Origin of the sequence: Actinomycetospora soli (assembly GCF_021026295.1) — a bacterium.
In the GTDB taxonomy this organism is placed as follows: Bacteria; Actinomycetota; Actinomycetes; order Mycobacteriales; family Pseudonocardiaceae; genus Actinomycetospora; species Actinomycetospora soli.
Genome location: NZ_JAJNDA010000001.1, coordinates 363441 through 381406, shown reverse-complemented (window position 1 = coordinate 381406; position 17966 = coordinate 363441). Strand labels below are relative to the sequence as shown.

Below are 17966 nucleotides of genomic sequence, written 5' to 3'. Positions count from 1 at the left end.
TGCTCACATGGCGAGCGCGGCGAGCCACACCGTGACCGCCTCCGCGCCCGCGTCCCGGTGCCCCTGCACCCGGTCCCCGAGATAGGACGACCGCCCGCGGCGCGGCGCCATCGTCTCCGTCGACGCCGCTCCCTCCCGGGCGGCCTCGAGCGCGTCGGACACCGACCCCGACGAGGCGAGCGCCGACGCCGCCGGCAGCAGCGCGTCGAGCATCGTGCGGTCCCCGGCCTTCGCCCCGCCGAGGTCGGAGACGCCGTCGGCGCCGGCCTGCAGCGCCGTGGCCCAGGACCCGCCGTCGGCGAGGTGCTCCGCGGCGTGCAGCAGTCCCGTCGCGTAGAGCGGGCCGGACGTCCCGCCGATCGCCCGGCGCAGCGTCGCGGCCAGGCCCTGCAGCACCGCGACCGCGTCGTCCCAGCGGTAGGAGTCGAGCTCCTCGGTGATCGCGTCCGCCCCGCGCGACAGCGACGTGCCGAGGTCGCCGTCACCGGTCGCGGTGTCGAGCTCGGTCAGGTGCGGCTCGGCGTCCCGCACCGCCGCGCACACCGCCTCGACGGTCGCGCGCATCCCCTCCGGCGCCGCCACGCCGGACGGTCCCGCGGCGGTCGCCTCCCCGGCCGCGTCGGGCACCGTGGGCACCCCGCCGGCCACCACGCCCGACCCCGAGGGCCAGGCGGCGGACCGGGCGGGCGCGTCGAGCCGGGCGAGGCGCTCGTCGTCGAGCCCGAGCACGGCGATCGAGAAGCCGGCCATGTCGATCGAGGACAGGAACGTGCCGGCCCACGCCCGCTCCACCGTGACACCGCGCCCGTCCAGGTGCTCGAGCGCCCGGCGCAGCAGGATCGACAGCTCCATCGGCGGGGTCGCGCCGGTGCCGTTGACGAGGACCGCGACCCGGTCGCCCTCGCCGAACCCGCGGTCGGCGCGGATCGTGTCCAGCACCTCGTCGACGAGCTCGTCGGCCGGACGCAGCGACTCCCGCCGCACGCCCTGCTCCCCGTGGATGCCCAGGCCGATCTCGATCTGGTCGGCGTCGAGGACGAAACCGGGCTCACCCGCCGTCGGGACGGTGGCCGCCGAGAGCGCGACGCCCATGGTGCCCACCGCCGACGCGGCCTCGCGGGCCGTGCGCGTGACCTCCTCCAGCGACGCGCCGTCCGCGGCGGCCGCCCCGGCCGCCTTCGTGACGAGCACCGTGCCCGCCAGCCCCCGCCGCCCGGCGGTGACGTCGTCGTCGGCGTCGAGCGCCACGTCGTCGGCCACCGTGACCATCTCGCACGCGATGCCCTCGGCGCGGGCGAGCTGCGCCGCGAGCCCGAAGTTGAGCCGGTCGCCGGTGTAGTTCATGACGACGAGGAGCACGCCCGGGTGGTCGCGGAAGGCCCGGATGCCGGAGAGGACCGCGTCGGCCGACGGCGAGGCGAACACCTCCCCGCACACCGCGCCGGCGAGGTGCCCCGGGCCGACGTAGCCGGCGTGGGCGGGCTCGTGCCCCGAGCCCCCGCCGCAGAGCACCGCCACCTGGTCGGTCGGCAGGTCCGTCCGGACGAGCACGGTGGTGCCCTCGACGAGCGCCGCGCCCGGCGTCGAGCGCACCACGCCCTCGAGCGCCTCGCGCACCACGTCACCGGCGTCGTTGATCAGCTTCTTCACGACCCGGGGGTACCCGGACGGATCACCCGTTCAGCCTCCGGGCTCACCTGGTTGCCCCCGAACCGGCCGGTGTGGCGGGCGCGGAGAGCGGCAAGGAGTAGGACCGGCGACGGGACGAGGACGAGGAGGGCGATGGCGAACCGGATCGGGCCCTCGACGGGGGCGCACCGGGCGGTCCGCCCGGGCCCCTCGCCGCTGCGGGTCGGCCTGGCGGCCCTCGCCCTCCTGGCCCTGGGCGTCGGCGTCGGGCTGCTCGTCGCGCCGCGCGGCGCCGACACCGCCGCACCGCGGCCCACGAGCGTCGTGACGTCCCCGGTCTCGGCCGCGCCCGCGGCGTCCCACCCGACGATGCTCGGCCAGGTGGTGCGCGTCGACTCCGGCGACGAGGTGGTCGTCCGGGTCGGGGAGCGCGAGATGGTCGTCGCCGTCCTCGGCATCACGGCCCCGCGCATGGCGGGACCGCAGCGGACCACGGGGGAGTGCGGCGCCGCCGACGCCCTGCGCTTCGCCGACCGCACGCTCTCCGGGCAGACGGTCACCCTCGTGCCCGACCCGACGATCCCCGAGAGCGACGACGCCGGCCGCCGGCTCGCCTACGTCGTGCTGCCCTCGCAGCTCAGCTACACCGACGCGGCGCTGCTCGCGGGCGTCGTCGCCGCCGACACGTCCCGGCCGCTCTGGTACGCGCCGGTGTTCGCCCGCGAGCAGGCCGAGGCGGTCACCGACGACCGCGGCATCTGGGGCGCGCCCTGCCGCGCCCGGCCCGGCGAGCCCTTCCCGGCCGGCCGCTGACGGTCCCGACGACGGGAGCGGCCGGGTCGGCGAGGATGGGCGCCATGCCCGAGATGCACGTGCGGCTGCGCTGGCCCGACGGGACCACCGACCGCGTCTACTCGCCCTCCCTCGTGCTCGCCGAGCATCTCGAGGAGGGGGCGGCCTACCCGCTCGAGGAGTTCGGGCGGCGGAGTCGGGAGGCCCTCACCGAGGCGAGCGAGCGGGTGCGGGCGGCGTACGGCTTCCCGTGCGGTCGCGCGGCCGCATCCCTGGCCGGGATCGAGGCGCGGCTCGCCCGCCAGTCCGGCGGGGAGGTCGTGGTCGAGGCGATCGAGCGCTGATCAGCGGCCGGTGCCGAGCACGCCGCCCAGCAGTCCGCCGACGCCCTGCAGGACCTCGCCGACGGCGCCGGGCCGCTGCGTGCGGGTCGGGGTGTCGTCCTGGTCCGCCGCCACCGCGTCGTCCTGGTCCCCGGTGTCGGGGGTCTCGACCGTGCGGGTCGGCTCCGGGTCCGCGGTCTCGCGCGTGCTCTCCGCCGTGCGGGTCGGCTCGGCGCGGGTGGACCGGGTCGTGGGCTCGGTCGTGCGGCGCACGGGCGCCGCGGTCGCGGCGTCCGACGACCGCGTGCTCGGCGCGTCCGTGGTCGGTGCGTCCGTGCCCGGCTCCGCGGGGGACGCCGGCGCCGGGAGGACGAAGGCGGGCGGTCCGGGCGACTCCGGTGCGCCCACCGTGGCCCCGCCCGCGACGACGCTCGGCCGGTCGTCGGCCGACACCTCGGCGACCGGGCCGGACGACGCGATCGCGACGGTGCCCGCGAGCACCGCGCTCGCCGCGAGCCCGGCCAGCACCAGGACCCCGCGCGTCCCCGTCGCCCGCGGCACGCCCGCGCGGTTGGGCGCGGACCGGGTCAGCGCCCCGCCGACGATCGCGAGGGAGCCGACGCCCGTGGAGGACGCCGGGCCCGTGGCGACCACCTCGGGGGAGGTGAGCAGCGACGCCGTCGGCGGCTCGGCCTCGACGAGGGCCCGGCGCAGCGTGCCCGAAGCGGTCGCGGCGTCGGGGCGGTCGGCGGGCGCGGTCGCGGTCATGGCGGTGAGCAGCGTCGCGAGCTCGGGCGGCAGCCCGTCGGGCAGTACCGGCCCGCGGTCGAGGCGGGCCTGCGCCGCGGAGAGCGGGTCGCCGGGGAAGGCCCGGCGCCCGGTCAGCGCCTCGATCAGCACCAGCCCGAGGGCGTAGACGTCGGCCGGCGCCCCGGCCGGCTCGCCGCGGACCTGCTCGGGGGCGAGGTAGGGCGCCGCACCGACGGTCAGGCCGGTGTCGGTGATCCGCGGGGCGTCGGCGACGAGGGCGACGCCGAAGTCGGCGAGGTGCGCCCGGCCGTCGGAGTCGAAGAGGACGTTGGCCGGCGTCACGCCGCGGTGGGTGACCCCGGCGCGGTGCAGGTGGTCCAGGGCGCCGCCGACGGTGGCCGCCGTCCGGAGGGCGTCCGCGAGCCCCAGCCCGCCGTCGGGGGTGTTCGCCGCGGCGAGCCGCGAGACGAGCGATCCACCGCCGAGGAGGGCCATGACCACGAAGGCGCGGCCGTCGTGCTCCTCGACGTCGTAGACCGGCACGAGACCGGGGTGGTCGAAGCGGGCGAGGAGGCTGAGCTCGCGGTCCGCCCGGGGGTCGGACTCGACCCGGAAGATCTTTACCGCCGCGTCGCGGCCGAGCAGGGTGTCGTGCGCCCGGATCACCACCGAGCCCACGCCGCGCCCCAGGACCGGCCCGCACGCATAGCGTTCGGACAGGCGTGTCGGCAACGTCGGAACGCCCACCGTCGTCATGCCGGGTCAACCTCCACCGCTCGCGGGCCACGGCATCGTCCCGTGCGGTTACCCCGGTCGGCCCATTCGCACCGCAGAATTCGCCCGAAGATGTGAGGCGGTTCGCGCAGGCGTGACCGGGCCGTCTGAATCGTTGACAGAAGTTGCAGTCCCGAGTAGAACTTTGCCACGGGTCGCGCGGCGTCGAGCCGGTCGTGACCTGCACCGAAAGCAGTCCCGGGCCACCCGGGGGACGACCGCAAGGACGCGACGAGCAGTGGGCGCCGAGGGCCTCGACGACGAGGACGTACCCGCCCTGACCACCGGTCAGGCCGCGGACGTGCTCGGAGTGCAACCGGCGTTCCTGCGCAGTCTGGACGCGGGTCGGATGCTCCGCCCACAGCGATCGGCGGGCGGGCACCGGCGTTGGACACGCCGGCAGCTGACCCTCGCCGCCAGGGTGCGCGCGCTCTTCGACGAGGGGCTGACCCTCACCGCGGCCTGGAAGGTCGTCTCGCTGGAGGACCGGGTGGGCGAGGTCGAGCGCGAGCGCGACGTCGCCCTGGCCGAGCTCGACCGCACCCGCCGGGAACTGGCCCGGGTGCGCCGGGAGTCGGCCGAGGCAGTGAAGGCCCGCACCGGGACCACCAGCCGGTCCGGGTCGTCCGTGCACGTGAACCGCGTGCCCGGGCTCCCGCGCGTCACCGGGACGTCGTCCCCCGGCGCGTGCTCGTCGACCACCCCTGCGACCACCACGGACATCACCTCGCCATGAAGCTCATCGATCCCCTCCGCACCCACCGCCCGGCCGTGCTCCGCCGCCCGATGCCGCCGTCGCTGGCCCGCATCCCGCTCGTGGACCTGTGCACCTGCAAGCACCCCCGCGAGTCCCACGAGCACTACCACGCCTCCGAGGACTGCGCGCAGTGCGACTGCCGCACCTTCGTCCGCTGGGAGCCCGCGGCCATCTGAGCCCGTCTCCCGCGTGCTGATCCGAGGCCCTCGCCCCACCGTCGCCCGACGGCGGGCCGGGGGCCTTCGTGCGTCCCGGGCCCGGGAGACCCGTGTCGCTTCCGACGGCGCCCTCCGCGCGGGCCACCTACCCTCATCCTCGTGACGACCGTCGACGAACCGGCGCCCGCCGCTGCGCTCACGGTCCCCGCCCCGGCGCGCACGCCGCGTCCGCGCGCCCTCGTCGTGGGCGCGGGCATCGCCGGGCTCGCCGCCGCCACGTCGCTGCACCGCGCGGGCTGGCGGGTGACCGTCTGCGAGCGGGCCCCCGCCCGACGCACCGGCGGCTACTTCGTCCGGCTCGCACCGGAGGGCGTCGAGGCGGCCGAGCGGCTCGGCGTCGACGAGTCGCTGCGCAGCCGGCTCCCGGCCGACGGCATCATCACCGGCGTCGACGGCCGGGGACGGACCACCTCGCGGGTGGACGCGGCCATCGTCGAGGACGGCGTCAGCCTCGCGCTGGTCCGCGGCGACCTGGAGGCCGCGCTCTGGGCCGGTCTGCCCGACGAGGTCGAGGTCCGGTTCGCCACGGCACCCACCGGCGTCGCCGACGACGGCACCGTCGTCCTCGACGGGACGACGACCCGCTGGGACCTCGTCGTCGGCGCCGACGGCGTCCGCTCGGCGGTCCGCGAGATGGTCTTCGGCCCCGAGGCCGCCTTCCGGCACGACTTCGACCACGTCGTCATCTCCGCGGTGCTGCCCCGGTTGCCGGGTCGGCTCGTCGAGGGCGACTACGTCGTGCTCGTCGAACCCGGCCGCACGGCGCACCTCATGGCGATGGCGGGCCACGACCCCGTCGTCTTCTTCACCTACCGCGCCGACCTGGAGCAGACGGCCGGCACCGAACCGGCCGCGCGGCCCGAGGAGGCCCTGCGCGCGGTCTACGGGGACTTCGACGGGCTGATGCCCGAGATCCTCGACCTCGTCGCCGAGGCCGGGACCACCCACGCCGACACCGTCGGCCAGATCCAGTTGCGGCGCTGGAGCAGCGGTCGCGTGGTCCTGCTCGGCGACTCGGCCTGGTGCCCGACGCTCTACTCCGGACACGGGTCGGCGCTCGCCCTCGCCGGTGGCGAGGCACTGGGCCGGCACCTGCGCGTCCCCGCCGACGACGAGCCCGCCCGGCTCGACGTGCCGGCCGCCCTCGCGGCGTGGGAGGCCGAGCGACGCCCCGGCACCCGCACCGCGCGCACCGCGGCCCGCCGGGCCCGGCACTTCTTCCTGCCGGGCAACCGGGTCGTCACGGCGCTGCGCGCCGTGGCCCTGCGCGTCGCCTCGTGGCCGATCGCCTCGCGCCTGTTCGGCAGCGGCGCCCGCACCCGGGACGCGGACGTTCACCGGACGGTCACCGCGTCGTCCGGGTCCTCCGGGCGCCGCCGTCCGTAGACTGTCGCTCGATCGGTCCTGCAGGGTCCCGGAGTAGCCTGGATCTCCGATCGCCGCAGGACACCGGCGTTTCCACCGCCGAGTACACCGGGAAGAGAACCACCCCGGTACCGCCATCGCGCGCTTCACCGCAGGGGCGCCCCGACCCCGCACGTCGTGCTGTCGAGAGGACGAGTCACCACCCCCATGCACCCCGACCCGACGGACGCCCCGCACCGCCCCCGCTCCCTGCTGGCGCGGCTGGCCGACCCCCTGGGCGTCGCCCGGGCCGCGGTCGACGCCCTGGACCCCTCGCGGTACCGGGGACGGCGGGTGTGGCGCGGTGACGGCCGCGTCCACATCGGCGTGCCCGCGACGTCGCGCGAGGCCGGCTCGGAGCTGCTGCGGGCGGTGGAGAAGGCCCTGACGGCGCACCCCGCCGTCGACTGGGCGAGCGTGAACGCCGCGCTGGGCGTCGTCGTCGTGTCGCTGGCCGAGGACGGCCCGGCCCCCGACGGGCTCGACGAGACCGTCGACGACCTCGTCGACCTGGTCGAGGTGCTGGAGGAGCAGGAGGCCGTCACCGACGGCGCCGCGCACCCCGCGGGCGGGCACTCGCCGACCGCGGTGTCGCAGGCCCTGACCACCTTCGCGGCCGACCTCGCCGGGCTCGGCGCCGCCGGGATCGGCTCGGTCCTGCGCCGCACCCCGCTGCCCGTGGAGCTCGCGTCGGCGGCCTCGTTCGTCGACCACCAGCCGCGGCTGCGGGCCGCCGTCGAGCGGGCGCTCGGCCGCCAGCGCGCCGACATCCTGCTCGCGCTCACCAACGCCGCGGGCCAGGGCCTGGGGCAGGGCTCCACCGGCCTGCTCGTCGACGCCGCCTACCGCGCCCTGCAGATCGCCGAGGCCCGCGCCGCCGCCGACGCCTTCACGCGCGCCGAGCCCCGTCTGCTGGCCGATCCCGAGCAGGTCGGCGTGCCCGCCGACGACGCGCTGACGCTCGACGCCCGCCCCGTGCCGTTCCCGACCGGTCCGGTCGAGCGCCACGGCGACCACGTGGGTCTCGCCGCGCTCGGCGGGTTCGGCACCACGCTCGCGCTCGGCGGCCCGCGCCGGGCCGTCGGGGTGGCCCTGTCGACGCTGCCCAAGGCCGGCCGGATGGGCCGCGAGGGATTCGCGACGACGTTCGGTCGCGTCCTGTCCCGCCGCGGCGCCGTCGTCGTCGAGCCCACCGTGCTGCGGCGGATGGACCGGATCGACACGGTCGTCCTCGACGCGTCCGCGCTGACCACCGGGGCACTCATGCTCGGGGACCTCGTGCTCGTCGACGGGGAGGGCCTCACCGCCCCGGACGGGACGCCCGTCTCGGTCGAGTCGCTCACGCCGCTGGTGCACGAGCTGTTCGACCCCTCCGACGCGTCGGGCACCGTCACCCACCACGCCGGCTGGTCGCTCGCCCCGCTGCCCGTGGGCCGGGAGGACGAGCCCGTCGTCGCCGAGGCGGTCGACGCGCTGCACACCGACGGGGCCACGGTCGTGCTCGGCCTGTCCCACGGCAGCCCCGGCGACCGGGCCCTGGTCGCCGTCGTCGGCGCCCTGCCCGAGCCCGCCGCGGCCGCCGAGGCGCTCGGCGCGGCCGCCCGCCGGGCCGGCCTGACGCTCGTCGTCGGGACGGACGAGCCCGCGCCCGCCGCCGACGCGGCCGACGACGCCGCCGGGCTGCCGGGCGCGGACGGCGCCGTGCCCGCCACCCGACGCACCGTCGACCGGCAGGTCCCCGGCGGCTCGGGCCTGGCCGCCGCAGTGCGGATGCTGCAGGTCGAGGGCGCCGGCGTGCTCGTCGTCTCCCGCGACCGCCGGGCGCTCGCCGCGGCCGACCTCGGCATCGGCGTCACCCGGGCCGACGGGATCCCGGCCTGGGGCGCGCACGTCCTCGTCGGCGACGACCTGGCCACGGCGGCGCTGCTGATCGAGGGTGTCAAGGTCGCGAAGGCGACGTCCGGGCGTTCCGTGGCGCTGGCCCGCGCCGGCACCGTGCTCGGCGCCGCGATGGCCACGGCGGGCACCGCGCCCCGCGGTGCGTCCCTCGCCGGCCTCGCGGTCAACGGCGCGGCCGGTGTCGCGCTCGGCGCGGGCGCCTGGTCGGCCTCCGAACTGGGCCGCAAGACGCTCGTCCCCGGGGTCTCGCGGACGCCGTGGCACGTCATGCCCGCCGAGACCGTGCTGACCCGCCTGGACGCCTCCGATCGCGGGCTGTCGTCCGCGGAGGCCGCCCGCCGCGTCCGGGAGGACCCGGCGGCCGCCGAGGAGTCCACCTCGCTCGGCCGGGCCTTCATCGACGAGCTCAACAACCCGCTCACGCCCGTGCTGGCCGGCGGCGCCGTGCTCTCCGCCGCCATCGGCGCGATCGCGGACGCCGCGATCGTCGTCGGCGTGACCGCGGCGTCCGCGCTCATCGGCGGGGTGCAGCGCGTGGTCACCGACCGCGCCGTGGCCGGGCTCCTGGAGCGCTCGTCCACCCGGACCCGCGTCCTGCGCGACGGCGTGCCCACCACCGTGACCGCGGACGACGTGGTCGTCGGCGACGTGGTCGAGCTCGGCCCGGACGACGTCGTCCCCGCCGACTGCCGCGTGCTGCGCGCCGACGCGCTCGAGCTCGACGAGTCGTCGCTGACCGGCGAGTCGCTGCCGGTGCCGAAGACCGCCGCGCCCGTCATCGCCCGCTCGGTGGCCGACCGGCGCTCGATGCTCTACGAGGGCACCACCGTGGCCACCGGTCGTGGCCGGGCGGTCGTCGTGGCCACCGGCTCGTCGACCGAGGTCGGCCGCTCGACCGCCGCGGCCCGGGCCAACGCCCCGGTCGCCGGGGTGGACCAGCGGCTCTCCGGCATCACGAAGATCACCACCCCCCTCGCGCTGGCCTCCGCGGCCGCGGTGGTGGGTGCGGGCGCCGTCCGCGGGCTGCCGATGAACCAGAACCTGCACTCCGGCGTCGGTCTCGCCGTCGCCTCGGTGCCCGAGGGTCTGCCGTTCATCGTCTCCGCCGCCCAGCTGGCCTCCGCGCGCCGCCTGAGCGCGGAAGGGGCCCTCGTCCGGAACCCGAAGACCATCGAGGCGGTCGGCCGGGTCGACGTCCTGTGCTTCGACAAGACCGGCACCCTCACCGAGGGCAAGCTGGCGCTCTCCGCGATCTCCGACGGCGTCAAGCTGCGGCCCACCGACCGGCTCCGCAAGCGCCAGCGACGCGTCCTCGCCGCGGCCCTGCGGGCGACCCCGCGCCCGAAGCCGGGGGAGCGGCTCGCCCACCTCACCGACCGTGCCGTCGTGTTCGGGGCGCAGTCCTTCGACGTCGACCCCGAGCACAAGCGCACCGCCTGGTGGCCGGTCGCGTCGCTCGACTTCGACCCCAGCCGCGGCTACCACGCCACCCTCGGGGAGGCGCGGACCGAGGAGGGCGTCAAGGAGCAGGTGCTCTCGGTCAAGGGCGCCCCCGAGGTCGTCATCGCCCGGTGCGTGGACTGGGCCGGGACCGAGCTCGACGACGAGGCCCGTCAGCGGCTCGTCGAGCACACCGACCTGCTCGCCGGCCAGGGCATGCGCGTGCTCGCGGTGGCCGAGCGGTCGGAGCCGTGGGGGGACCGCCCCGAGGACGGGCTCGAGGTCACCGACGACGACGTGGCCGACCTCAGCTTCGTGGGTTTCGTCGGCTTCACCGACCCGGTGCGCGCCGGGTCGCAGGCCACGGTCCGCGACCTGCGCGAGGCCGGGGTGCAGGTCGTCATGATCACCGGGGACCACCCCTCGACCGCGGAGGCCGTCGCGGAGGAGCTCGACGTCCTCGGCGGGGCGAGCGCAGCGACGGGGAACCCGACGCGCGGCATCGTCATCACCGGCCAGGAGATGGACGAGCTCGACGACGACGCGCTCGACGCGGTCCTGCCCTCCGTGCGCGTGGTCGCCCGCGGCACGCCCGCGCACAAGGTGCGGGCCGTCCAGGCCTTCCAGCGCCTCGGCCGCACGGTCGCCATGACCGGCGACGGGGCCAACGACGCGCCGGCGATCCGGTTGGCGGACGTGGGCATCGCCCTCGGCCGCCGCGGCACCCCCGCGGCCCGTGCGGCGGCGGACCTCGTCGTCACCGACGACCGGCTCGAGACGATCCTCGCGGCGCTCGTCGAGGGCCGCGCGATGTGGGCGTCGGTCCGCGAGGCGCTCGGCGTGCTCGTCGGCGGCAACATCGGCGAGATCGCCTTCACCGTGCTGGGCGCCTCGACGACGGGCACGTCACCGCTCACGGCCCGGCAGCTGCTGCTGGTCAACCTGCTCACCGACCTCGCGCCGTCGCTCGCGCTCGCCGTCCGCGCCCCGGCGCCCGGCGACGCCCGGTCGCTGCTCGCCGAGGGGCCCGAGGCCTCGCTGGGCGACGCCCTGAACCGCGAGATCGGGCTGCGGGCCGCGGCCACCGCCGGCGGCGCCTCGCTGGCGTGGATCCAGGCCCAGGCCACCCCGTACGGCAGCCCGGCCCGCGCCCGCACGGTCGCGCTGGCGGCCCTCGTCGGGACGCAGCTGGGGCAGACCGTGGCCGCGGGCGGGCACCGCAGCCCGCTGGTGGTCGGGGCCTCCGTGGTCTCGGCCGGGGCGCTCTTCGCGGTCGTCCAGACGCCGGGCGTGAGCCAGTTCTTCGGCTGCACCCCGCTGGGCCCGATCGCGTGGGGCCAGGCCGCGGGATCGGCCGCGGTCGCGACGGCCGCGTCGATCGTCGGGCCGGAACTGGTCCGCCGCTACGGCGACGTGGTCGCCCCCGAGGGGTCCGCGCTCGCGGCGTTGCTCGAGCGGCTCGCCGAGGTCCGGGACGAGGCGGGCGCGCGGTACCTGGAGCTGCAGGAGAAGGCCACGGCTGCACTGACCGGGTGAGTGGCGCTGATCACCCCACGGTGTTTGTGCAGGTCGCAGGCGGGGAACACTGTGCGTGACAACGCACCCGGAACCAGGGAGTAGTGGGAACCGCCATGGCCGACCGCGACGTGAAGCCGACCGACGACGGCTGGCAGGTGCTGAAGAAGGGCGCCCAGCGCGCGAGCGCGAAGGCGCCGACGCAGGTCGAGGCCGTCGCCCGGGCGACCGAGATCGTGTCGAAGGACGGCGGCGGCAAGGTCGTCGTCTACGGCACCGACGGCAAGGTCCGCGAGACCCAGACGGTGAAGGCGGGCGCGGACACCGCCACCGAGGCGCCGAAGAACGCCGCGAAGGCCACCGCAGCGGGCGCCCGGGCCACCGGTCGGGCCGCCGCCGACAAGGCGGGCAGGACCGCGCAGGCGGTCACGTCCGACGCGAAGGCGACCGGCGAGAAGGTCGCCGACCGCGCCGAGACCTCGGCGAAGAAGGCCTCCGCCCAGGCACAGGCCGGGGCCGAGGGCGTCGTCGAGGAGGCGAAGGCCGCCACGAACGGCAAGGCCCCGAAGGCCGCGGCCGAGGACGCCGCGACGATCGCGCAGACCAGCGGCAAGCAGGTCGCCGAGACCACGGGCCGGGCGGGCGAGCGCATCGCCAAGGACACCGCGCGGGCCGGCAAGCGCGCCGGCCAGACGGTCGGGGCGGCCGCCGAGGAGGCGGGCGAGAAGGCCGTCGAGGGCGGCGACCGCGCGGCCCGCGTGAGCCAGGGCGTCGACCAGGAGCTCAACACCGTCGGCGACGACCTCGCCGGCAACATCGCGAGCGTCACCGAGGCGCAGGCCCGCAAGGTCGACGCCGCGGTCGAGGAGGCCACCCGGCAGGCGAACGCGGCCGCGCCGTCGTACAACCCGGTGCGCATCGCCGGTCAGGTCGCGAGTTTCGCGGTCCGCACGGCGTTCAGCGTCACCGGCGCCGTCGTCTCCGCCGGCGGTCAGGTGCTCTCCGGCGCCGCCCGGAAGGTCACGGGCCGCCGCTGATCCCGCTCTGCGCCAAGGGCCCCTCCGGTCGACGTGTCCGACCGGAGGGGCCCTTCGCGCGTCCGGGGTCGGACCCCGCGCCGTGTGCGACCCCGGACACGACGAAGGGCCCGCTCCCGGCGAACCGGGGGCGGGCCCTGCGTGCGAGTCGAACCGTCAGGCGCTGACGCCGACGGAGCGGCCGGAGAGGCGCGCGCGACGCATGTCGCGGCGGTCCTCCTCCGAGGTGCCGCCCCACACGCCGGCCTCCTGGCCGGTGTCGAGCGCCCAGCGCAGGCACGCGGCCTGGAGCGGGCAGGTACCGCAGATGAACTTCGCGGCGGTCAGCTGCTCCGCCCCGGGGCCCTCGGTGCCGACGGGGAAGAAGAGTTCGGGGTCGTGGTCGCGGCAGGCCGCGAGCTCCCAGTCCATGGGTCCTGCTGTCCTTTCCGATGTCGCCTGTGTCGCCTGTCGTGTCGCCGCGCGCGGTCGTGCGTCCGTCGAGGCGCGTGCGCACGCTCACGCGCCCGGCGCCGTGGTACGGACGCCGTGACGGGGTCAGTCGTCGATGGGTGCTGCCAGCCAGGACACGCCGATGCCGGCCGCAGAACGATCCCTGGATGGAACCGCTGCCGCCTGTGACATCAAGCCGCCCGATCCGCGTGCGCGTCCAACGGTTTCCCGTCGATGCACAGCGATCTCGGACCGACAGCGCTCGCGGCGCCGTCCGGCCTTCATGAATATCCGGACAACATCGCGAACAAACGAGTGTCGTCCCGATCGGCGTCCGGGTGAACTGTGATTCGCACCACTGATCACGGTCGCGGTCGGTGACGATCTCGCGTGGACCACCGTACGTGCATCAACTCCCGTCGGGGGGCACACTGACCGGTGATACCGATGACACCCGACCCGGGCGGAGCGTGGACATGCGGGCGATCGTCCTGGCGCTGCGTGACATCGTGGTCGGCGGGATCTGCGCCGGTTCCCTCGTCGCTTTCGTCCTGCACCACCCGCTGATCGGCCTGGTGCTCGGCGTGGTCGGGCTCTGGCAGGTGGTCCGCATCTTCAACGGGCGGCCGAGCATCATCGGCATCGACCAGCGCTGGGCGGACCGGGAGGGCAAGCCGAACGTCCGCGGATGACGCGACCGGCCGGCTCCCGCCAGGATGATCGGATGCGCTGCGCCGTCATCGGGTCCACCGGCTACCTCGGGACCCGTCTCGTGCCCCGCCTGCTGGCCCGGGGGGACGCGGTCGCGGTGCTCGTGCGCTCACCGCGCAAGCTCGCGCTGACGGGCTGGGCCGGCGAGGTCGACGTGGTCCCGGGCTCGCTCGAGGAGCCGGACGCCATCGAGCACCTGGTGGCCGGCGCCGACGTCGTCGTGCACCTCGCGCACGCCCTGGAGCAGTCCGACTTCCCGGAGCGGGACCGCGCGGCCGCGCACGCCGTGGCGACCGCGGCCTCCGCCGCGGGCGTGGGTCGACTCGTCTACCTCGGGGGCCTGCGTCCCGGCCCGGGCGCCCCGGCGTCGCGGCACCTCGCCTCCCGCGCCGAGGTCGCCGACATCTTCCTCGCCTCGCCCGTCCCGACGGCGGCGCTGGAGGCCGGCATCGTCGTGGGGTCCGGCTCGGCGAGCTTCGAGATGATCCGCTACCTCGCCGAACGGGTCCCCGTGCTGCCCGGCATCCCGTGGCTCGCGCACCGCACGCAGCCCATCGCGGTCGACGACGTGCTCCACGCCCTCGTCGCCGCCACCGACCTGCCGGCCGACGTGGACCGGCGCCTGGAGGTGGGCGGCCCCGACGTGCTGACCTACCTCGACCTGGTGCAGCGCTACGCCCGCCTCGCGGGGCTCCCGCAGCGCGTCGCCGTCCCGGTCCCGCTCCCCGTCCCGCCCGGCGGGCCGACCGTGGCGGCGATGGCGATGGAGCTGCTCTCGCCGCTGCCGCGCCGCCTCGTCGAGCCGCTGATCGAGTCGCTGCGCCACGAGCTGGTGTGCGACCCGGAGTCGCTCGCCGACGCCCGGCGCCTGCTCGGGGACCCACCCGGGGGCCCGACCACCTACGGCGCCGCGGTGCGCGCGGCGCTCGGCCGCCGGCGCGACGGCGTCGACCCCGCGGACCGCGACCCGACCCCCGTGCTCGGCCAGCCGGGCCGCCCCGCCGCGCTCGCGCTGCCGTCCGACCCCGTCGGCTCCGGCGGCGCCACGTGGCGGTGGTCGACGACGGCCCGCGGCAGCGCGCCCGCGGACCGGGTGTGGGCCGCGGTGCAACGTATCGGCGGCGACACCGGCTGGTACGCCCCGCCCGGCGTGTTCGGCGCCCTCGGCTGGGCCGACCAGCTGCTGGGCGGCGTCGGCGGCTACCGCGGGCGCCCGCACGGGCGGGACCTCGTGGTCGGGGACGTCATCGACGGGTGGCGGGTCGAGGCCCTCACCCACGACGACGGCCTGCGCTCGCTGCGGCTGCGCGCCGACCTCAAGGTGCCGGGGCGCCTCTGGCTCACCTTCACGGTGCGTCCCGACGGCGGGGGAGGGGCGGCCCTGACCCTCGAGGTCGCCTTCGCCCCCTCCGGGCTCGCGGGCGTCGCCTACGGCGCGGGGCTGCGCGTCGGTGCGCCCCTGGTGTTCGGACCGATGGCGCGCGGTGCGCTGCGCGCCGGAGAGCGGACGGGGTCGTCCTAGCGGCCGTCCGTGCCCACCTGTGCGGAGCGCACCACCTCCTGCAGGCCGCCCGACGCGAACGCCGTCCGCTGGGCCGCCGCGCCCGTCGTCCCGTCCAGGACGCGCCGCACCCCGTCGTGCACCGAGTCCCGGTCGGCCCCGAGCGCCGCGTCGACGTGCTCGAGCAGCGCCGACACCGCCTCGCGGGCCGGGACCGGGCGGCCCGACACGGGGTGCACGAGGACCCCGGTCTCGCCCGACCCGACGCACCCGGAGCGCGCGGCGCGCCAGTGCGCGAGCCGCAGCACCTCCACCGGCGTCGGGGTCGGCGGCCCGCCCTCCGCCCACGCGGTCGCGGCGGTCGTCACGAGGGCCCGGGCCAGCAGGGCGATCGTCACCGCGTCGTCGACGGTGAGCGAGACGTCGGTGACCCGGACCTCCACGGTCGGGAAGTGCGCGGCCAGCCGGGCGTCGAAGTAGACCATCCCGTCGTCGACGATCGTGTCCGTCGCGACCATCGCCGTCACGGCCGCGTCGTACGCGTCCACCGAGCCGAACACCGCGGACGGTCCGGCCGAGGGCATCCGCGCCCAGACCAGCGACCGGTAGCTCGCGTACCCGGTGTCCTCGCCCCGCCAGAACGGCGAGTTGGCCGACAGGGCACGCAGCACGGGCAGCCACGCCCCGAGCCGGTCGAGGACCCCGACGCCCTCCTCGCGCGAGGCGATCTCCACGTGGACGTGCTGCCCGTTGGTGAGCTGGGCGGTGGCGATCGCCCCGAAGCGCTCCAGGATGCGCCCGTAGCGGCCCTCGACCGACGTGGCGGGGCCGGGCGGGACCGGCGAGGTCGCCAGCGCCGCGACCGCCGCGCCGGACGTCCTCGCGGCGCGCGCCGCGTCGGCCCGCCGGCGACGCAGGTCGGCCGCGAGCGCCCCGGCGTCGACGTGCGGGACCGACCCCGTCTCCACCTGCTCGGCGCGCATCTCCCCGTCGAGGTCGTCGGCGGCGGGCAGGACCGCGGGGGCGAGGCCGAGCGGGGTGCCGTCGTCGGGATCGACGAGCAGCAGCTCCTCCTCGACGCCCATGCGCCGTGTCGATGCGTCCACGACGGGGGATGTTCCCAGCAGGGACGGGCGGACGAACGGGAGACTCGGGTGGCGCGGGGCGCGAACGGGGACGGCTGGGTGGTCTGCGGTGAGGGCCACCGGCACTGGGGTCGCTACGGGGCGGCGGGGCTCCTCCTCGTCGCCGAGGAGCACCTGCTGCTCGCGCACCGCATCTTCTGGAGCCACCACGGCAACACCTGGGGCATCCCCGGCGGCGCCCGCGACGAGCGCGAGTCCGCCGTCGAGACCGCCCTGCGCGAGACGGCGGAGGAGACCGGGCTGGACCCGGCCCGACCCGTCGTCGGGACCGTCTCGACCGACGACCACGGCGGGTGGAGCTACGCGACGGTGCACGCCTCGCTGGACGCGCCCGTGCCGCTCACGCCGCAGGACGGGGAGGCGTCCGAGCTGCGGTGGGTCCCCCTCGCCGAGGTGGGTGACCTGGACCTCCACCCGGGATTCGCCGCGTTCTGGGCCCAGCACCTAGCGTGGGACCATGGCTGCTCCGGACCCCAGTGACTTCCTCGCCGTCGACGCCGAGCTGAGCGCGGAGGAGCGCGACATCCGCGACGCGGTGCGCGACTACGCCACCGCGGAGCTCGCCCCGCGGATCGCCGAGTGGTACGAGTCGAACACGCTCCCGCGCGACATCGCGAAGGGGCTCGGTGCGCTCGGCCTGCTCGGCATGCACCTCGAGGGGTACGGCTGCGCCGGCACCAACGCGACCAGCTACGGCCTGGCCTGCCGCGAGCTGGAGGCGATCGACTCGGGGCTGCGGTCCTTCGTCTCGGTGCAGGGCTCGCTCGCCATGTTCGCGATCCACCGCTGGGGCTCCGAGGAGCACAAGCAGCAGTGGCTGCCGCGGATGGCCACCGGCGAGGCGCTCGGCTGCTTCGGGCTCACCGAGGCCGACGCCGGGTCCGACCCGGGCTCCATGCGCACCCGCGCCCGCCGCGACGGCGACGACTGGGTGCTCGACGGCTCCAAGATGTGGATCACGAACGGGACGCTCGCCGACGTCGCGGTGGTGTGGGCGCAGACCGATCCGGAGCAGGGCAGCACGGGGATCCGTGGCTTCGTCGTGCCGACCGACACCCCCGGGTTCACCGCGAACGAGGTCAAGCACAAGCTCTCGCTGCGCGCGTCGCTGACCGCCGAGCTCGTGCTCGAGGGCGTGCGGCTGCCGGCCGATGCGATGTTCCCCGAGGTCACCGGCCTCAAGGGCCCGCTCTCGTGCCTCAACGAGGCCCGCTACGGCATCCTCTGGGGCGCGGTGGGCGCGGCCCGCTCCTGCTACGAGGCGGCGCTGGCCTACGCGCTGGACCGCGAGCAGTTCGGCAAGCCGATCGCCGGGTTCCAGCTCACCCAGCGCAAGCTCGCCGAGATGGTCGTGGCGGTGAACCAGGCGTCGCTGACGGCGGCCCGCATCGGCCGGCTCAAGGACGCCCACGAGCTGCACCCGGCCCAGGTCAGCTTCGGGAAGATGGCGAACGTGCACGCGGCCCTCGACGTCGCCCGCACCGCCCGCACCGTGCTCGGCGGCAACGGGATCACCCTCGAGTACCCGGTCTTCCGGCACATGACGAACCTCGAGACCGTGCTGACCTACGAGGGCACCGAGGAGATGCACGCCCTGTCGATCGGCCAGGCGCTCACCGGCCTCGCCGCGTTCCGCTAG

15 protein-coding genes are annotated in these 17966 nt (G+C 76.6%); 11 read left to right on the top strand and 4 right to left on the bottom strand.

Going from position 1 to position 17966, the window contains the following annotated elements; translation table 11 throughout:
- Nucleotides 1–3 precede the first annotated feature (3 nt).
- Nucleotides 4–1650 (bottom strand): dihydroxyacetone kinase family protein, encoded by a 1647-nt coding sequence (locus LN037_RS01885; RefSeq protein ID WP_230749264.1) that lies wholly within the window; start codon nucleotides 1648–1650, stop codon nucleotides 4–6.
- A gap of 132 nt (nucleotides 1651–1782) precedes the next feature.
- On the opposite strand from LN037_RS01885, the gene LN037_RS01880 reads away from it, so the two are divergent.
- A complete protein-coding gene (locus tag LN037_RS01880; protein WP_230749263.1) occupies nucleotides 1783–2442 on the top strand; it encodes a thermonuclease family protein in 660 nt (219 codons plus the stop codon).
- A gap of 44 nt (nucleotides 2443–2486) precedes the next feature.
- Entirely contained in the window at nucleotides 2487–2765 is a 279-nt protein-coding gene (locus tag LN037_RS01875; protein ID WP_230749261.1) for an MSMEG_0570 family nitrogen starvation response protein, read from the top strand.
- Here LN037_RS01875 and LN037_RS01870 read toward each other — a convergent pair whose 3' ends face one another.
- Nucleotides 2766–4250, bottom strand: coding sequence for a serine/threonine-protein kinase (locus LN037_RS01870; protein ID WP_230749260.1), 1485 nt, complete (start codon nucleotides 4248–4250; stop codon nucleotides 2766–2768).
- Between the two features lie 256 nt (nucleotides 4251–4506).
- On the opposite strand from LN037_RS01870, the gene LN037_RS33280 reads away from it, so the two are divergent.
- The 5 genes from LN037_RS33280 (at nucleotide 4507) to LN037_RS01845 (ending at nucleotide 12538) form a co-directional block, all read left to right on the top strand.
- On the top strand, nucleotides 4507–5004 hold the full coding sequence (locus tag LN037_RS33280; protein ID WP_308286088.1) for a helix-turn-helix domain-containing protein: 498 nt from the start codon (nucleotides 4507–4509) through the stop codon (nucleotides 5002–5004).
- Nucleotides 5001–5201, top strand: a complete 201-nt coding sequence (locus LN037_RS01860; RefSeq protein WP_230749258.1) for a hypothetical protein — start codon at nucleotides 5001–5003, stop codon at nucleotides 5199–5201. The genes LN037_RS33280 and LN037_RS01860 overlap by 4 nt, the downstream gene beginning before the upstream one ends.
- A 141-nt stretch (nucleotides 5202–5342) precedes the next feature.
- Nucleotides 5343–6629 (top strand): FAD-dependent oxidoreductase, encoded by a 1287-nt coding sequence (locus LN037_RS01855; RefSeq protein ID WP_230749256.1) that lies wholly within the window; start codon nucleotides 5343–5345, stop codon nucleotides 6627–6629.
- Between the two features lie 186 nt (nucleotides 6630–6815).
- Nucleotides 6816–11522 carry a cation-translocating P-type ATPase gene (locus LN037_RS01850; protein ID WP_230749254.1) on the top strand — a complete coding sequence of 1569 codons (4707 nt, stop codon included), beginning with the start codon at nucleotides 6816–6818 and terminating at the stop codon, nucleotides 11520–11522.
- Nucleotides 11523–11617: 95 nt separating this feature from the next.
- Entirely contained in the window at nucleotides 11618–12538 is a 921-nt protein-coding gene (locus tag LN037_RS01845) for a DUF2188 domain-containing protein (RefSeq protein ID WP_230749252.1), read from the top strand.
- 156 nt (nucleotides 12539–12694) lie between these two features.
- Here LN037_RS01845 and LN037_RS01840 read toward each other — a convergent pair whose 3' ends face one another.
- Entirely contained in the window at nucleotides 12695–12949 is a 255-nt protein-coding gene (locus LN037_RS01840) for a WhiB family transcriptional regulator (protein WP_230749251.1), read from the bottom strand.
- 497 nt (nucleotides 12950–13446) lie between these two features.
- On the opposite strand from LN037_RS01840, the gene LN037_RS01835 reads away from it, so the two are divergent.
- Entirely contained in the window at nucleotides 13447–13662 is a 216-nt protein-coding gene (locus LN037_RS01835; RefSeq protein ID WP_230749249.1) for a hypothetical protein, read from the top strand.
- Between the two features lie 32 nt (nucleotides 13663–13694).
- Nucleotides 13695–15203 (top strand): DUF2867 domain-containing protein, encoded by a 1509-nt coding sequence (locus tag LN037_RS01830; RefSeq protein ID WP_230749247.1) that lies wholly within the window; start codon nucleotides 13695–13697, stop codon nucleotides 15201–15203.
- Here LN037_RS01830 and LN037_RS01825 read toward each other — a convergent pair.
- Nucleotides 15200–16288: a carboxylate-amine ligase gene (locus LN037_RS01825; protein WP_230749245.1), complete on the bottom strand. Its 1089-nt coding sequence runs from the start codon at nucleotides 16286–16288 to the stop codon at nucleotides 15200–15202. The genes LN037_RS01830 and LN037_RS01825 overlap by 4 nt on opposite strands.
- 48 nt (nucleotides 16289–16336) lie before the next feature.
- On the opposite strand from LN037_RS01825, the gene LN037_RS01820 reads away from it, so the two are divergent.
- Nucleotides 16337–16807, top strand: coding sequence for an NUDIX domain-containing protein (locus tag LN037_RS01820; RefSeq protein WP_230749244.1), 471 nt, complete (start codon nucleotides 16337–16339; stop codon nucleotides 16805–16807).
- The gene (locus LN037_RS01815) at nucleotides 16785–17966 is read left to right on the top strand and encodes an acyl-CoA dehydrogenase family protein (RefSeq protein WP_230749242.1); all 1182 of its coding nucleotides are present in this window, start codon (nucleotides 16785–16787) and stop codon (nucleotides 17964–17966) included. The genes LN037_RS01820 and LN037_RS01815 overlap by 23 nt, the downstream gene beginning before the upstream one ends.